At 41.2% G+C, this 3363-nt stretch carries 3 protein-coding genes; 1 reads left to right on the top strand and 2 read right to left on the bottom strand.

All coding sequences use genetic code 11. The features are described from left to right. Nucleotides 1–93: 93 nt before the first annotated feature. Nucleotides 94–603 carry a hypothetical protein gene (locus MOB01S_RS11835; RefSeq protein WP_066805767.1) on the bottom strand — a complete coding sequence of 170 codons (510 nt, stop codon included), beginning with the start codon at nt 601–603 and terminating at the stop codon, nt 94–96. Between the two features lie 122 nt (nt 604–725). Continuing rightward, nucleotides 726–1928 (bottom strand): tyrosine--tRNA ligase, encoded by a 1203-nt coding sequence (gene tyrS / locus MOB01S_RS11840; RefSeq protein ID WP_066805769.1) that lies wholly within the window; start codon nt 1926–1928, stop codon nt 726–728. 108 nt (nt 1929–2036) lie between these two features. Between tyrS and MOB01S_RS11845 the strand changes: the two genes are divergently transcribed. Then, nucleotides 2037–3251: an anhydro-N-acetylmuramic acid kinase gene (locus tag MOB01S_RS11845; protein ID WP_084349741.1), complete on the top strand. Its 1215-nt coding sequence runs from the start codon at nt 2037–2039 to the stop codon at nt 3249–3251. The last annotated feature ends 112 nt before the right edge of the window (nt 3252–3363 follow it).

Here is a 3363-nt window from a genome sequence, read left to right on the forward strand (position 1 = left end):
GGAACAAATTGCCATTCGCCCCAATTTGTATTTTGGTTTGTGGGCTAAACTAGATTGGCAACTGTGCTATACTAGTACAACCCCTAAATTATTTTATGCTTCTGGCGTTGTAGGAACAGGTGTCAATTCACCAACAATAAAAACAAAACCAAGATAGAACAAAATAGGCATTGCAATTGTTAATATTAAAATTGCTATTTTCCATCTTTTCCAACTTTGAATGGTTTTATCAGCAAAATCACTATTTCTCCTTAAAAATTTTGTGCTAGGAATAATTAAGAAATAGACCCAGCTCAATAAAAAAAAACCAACTAAAATTGATAAAACAAAAATCGCAAATATTGCCTCACCCAACACATCCGAACCAGAACAATCATTTGGCAAGACACATCTGGTTGAATAAATTTTGGCACTTATGTACATCAAATAAGTAACTGCACCATACAACAAAACATAACTAATTTTAAATAATTTTTCTGCATTACGGCGTTGAAATATTGTTGCAAAATTGCGTCTGATAACAAAAATTTCATAAATGTTCATACCAAACCCAATGACGGTACTTACAACAAGAAAAATATTCCAAAATTTGTCAGCAGACATACAAACTACCCCAAATAAAATTTAAGACAGTTTAACTCACTTTTAATATATTAATTGTGAAAAAATGATGAATTTTTTGAATATTGGCGTAAGGAGTAAATTACACTCCCTACGCCTTATTTTCACACAATCATTACTTTGGCAAACCCCTTCTTTCCTACCTGCACCACAACCGTAGCTCCTTTTTCAATGGCAAAATCTGCCCCGACCACCGCTCCATCTACTTTAACAGAAGCGTTTTTTAGGGCGTCTTTGGCTTGTGCAGAGTTTTTGGTAAGTCCTGCTTGATTTAATAATTGGGCGATAAACAGTTTATCGCTATCAATAGTTAAGGTAACTTCTGGCAAATCAATGGGCAATTCACCGTCCGCCAAGCGGTTGCCTGCTGACTTATGGGCATTTTCAGCACTTTGTTTGTCGTGAAAGCGTTCAATCAGCTCATAAGCTAGGATTTTTTTGATTTCTTGGGGGTTGCGACCGTTTGCCATTTCGTCAAGCAAGGCGTTAATTTCACTCATCGGCTTAAAACTTAGTAGCTCAAAATAGCGTGAAATGAGTGTGTCAGGCATTGACAAAATCTTTTGATACATCACGCCCGCAGGGTCGGTAATGCCAATATAGTTGCCAAGCGATTTGCTCATTTTTTGTACACCGTCCAAGCCTTCCAAAATCGGCATTGTCATACACACCTGTGGCTCTTTGTCATAACGACCCTGCAAAGTCCGCCCCATTAGTAGGTTAAAGGTCTGGTCAGTACCGCCAAGCTCCACATCGGCGTCCATTGCAATAGAATCATAGCCTTGCACTAAGGGATACAAAAACTCGTGAATGGCAATCGGCGTTTGGCTCTCATAACGCTTAGAAAAGTCATCTCGTTCTAGCATTCTTGATACCGTGAGCTGGCTTGCAAGCCCAATCATATCGCCTGCACTCATTTGTCCAAACCACTGTGAATTAAAGACAATTTTGGTTTTGGCAGGGTCTAAGATTTTAAAGACTTGCTCGGCATAGGTTTGGGCATTACGCTTAACATCATCTTCGGATAGGGGCGGACGAGTGGTGTTTTTGCCTGTGGGGTCGCCAATACGAGCGGTATAATCACCAATCAAAAACAGCACCTCGTGCCCCAACTCCTGAAAATGACGAAGTTTGTTCAAAACAACGGTATGCCCAAAATGCAAATCAGGGGCGGTAGGGTCCATACCCAGCTTGACACGCAAGGGGCGGTTTTGTTTTAATTTGGCAATTAAATCCTCTTTGGAATAAATCTCAGCCACGCCACGCAATAAAAGTTCTAATTGTTCGTCAATGGGTTTAAAGCTCATTACAAGTTTCCTTTTAGGAGTAAATTTTTGGTATTATAACAGTTTTTTTGATAAATTTTATGATAAAATTTGCCCTAATTTTAGGCGAAAAATACGAAGGTTGATGTGGTGGAAAATTTACAAGCGGTTGATTTAGAACATTTTTTACAAAATTTGAATGACGATAGTCAGTTAATTGACAACAGCCAAAACGGACTGTATATTGGCATAATGAGTGGCACAAGCCTTGATGCTTTGGATTTGGTGCTGTGTCAATTTAATGATGAGGAAGGGTTAAAGGTAGAACTCATCGCCACCCATAGCAAGCCCTTTCCTGACGAACTTCATCAAATTTTAACCCATCTTTGCACGCCAAACGGCACAAATACGCTTGCACAAGGCGACTTTGCAGGGTTTAGTGAGCTTGATTTTTTTGGCTTGGCAAGCCGTTTGTATGGTGAGCTGACCGCACAGGCGACCCTTGAACTTTTGGAAAAAGCCAAGACACCCCCAGATGAAGTCATCGCCATTGGCGTACACGGTCAGACGGTGCGACATCGCCCCAACTGGCGATTTAGTTTACAACTTTTTGACCCCAATATTTTGGCAGAGCGGACAGGCATTGCGGTTGTGTCAGACTTTCGTAGAAAAGATATGGCGGTGGGCGGACAAGGAGCCCCGCTTGTGCCTGCCTTTCACAAGGCGGTGTTTGGTGGGGGCGTGGTGGTTTTAAATTTGGGTGGGATTGCCAACATCACGGTGCTAAATGCCAATTTGGGCGATGAAGTGGTCGGCTATGACACAGGTGTTGCTAATTTGTTGATGGACGGCTGGATACAACGACATCAAGGCGTGGCATATGACAAAAATGGCGACTGGGCAAGGGGCGGTGTGGTCAATACCAGTCTATTAGCCAAACTTTTAACGCACCCCTTTTTAAAGCAAAATGCCCCCAAATCCACAGGGCGAGAAGTCTTTAATTTAGAATGGCTTGATGATATTTTAACAGAATTTAAATTAAACCCCCAAGATGTGCAGGCGACTTTGTGCGAATTTACTGCTTTGAGTGCAGGGCGTGAAATTGATAAATTTTCAAATAAAATCAATCAGTTGTATGTATGTGGCGGTGGGGCGTACAATGGTTATTTACTAGAAAGGTTAAAAATCCACTTACCTGCTTGGCAAATCAATACCACCGAAACGGTCGGCATTGCCCCCACTTGGGTGGAGAGTTTGGCATTTGCGTGGCTGGCTCGCCAAACGATTTTGGGTAAACCTGCCAATCTGCCTGCTGTTACAGGGGCGGATAAGGAAGTGGTGCTTGGGGTGGTGTGTTTTGCATAACCAATTGTTTTTTATTAAATTTTTAAAATTTTGAAAAATTTTTAATTTTTTTTGCAAAAAATGCTTGACGCATGGCAAAAATAGCGTATAATACGCACCCATACAGCAAACG

It is taken from the genome of Moraxella oblonga NBRC 102422 (assembly GCF_001598275.1).
GTDB classification, from domain to species: domain Bacteria; phylum Pseudomonadota; class Gammaproteobacteria; order Pseudomonadales; family Moraxellaceae; genus Moraxella; species Moraxella oblonga.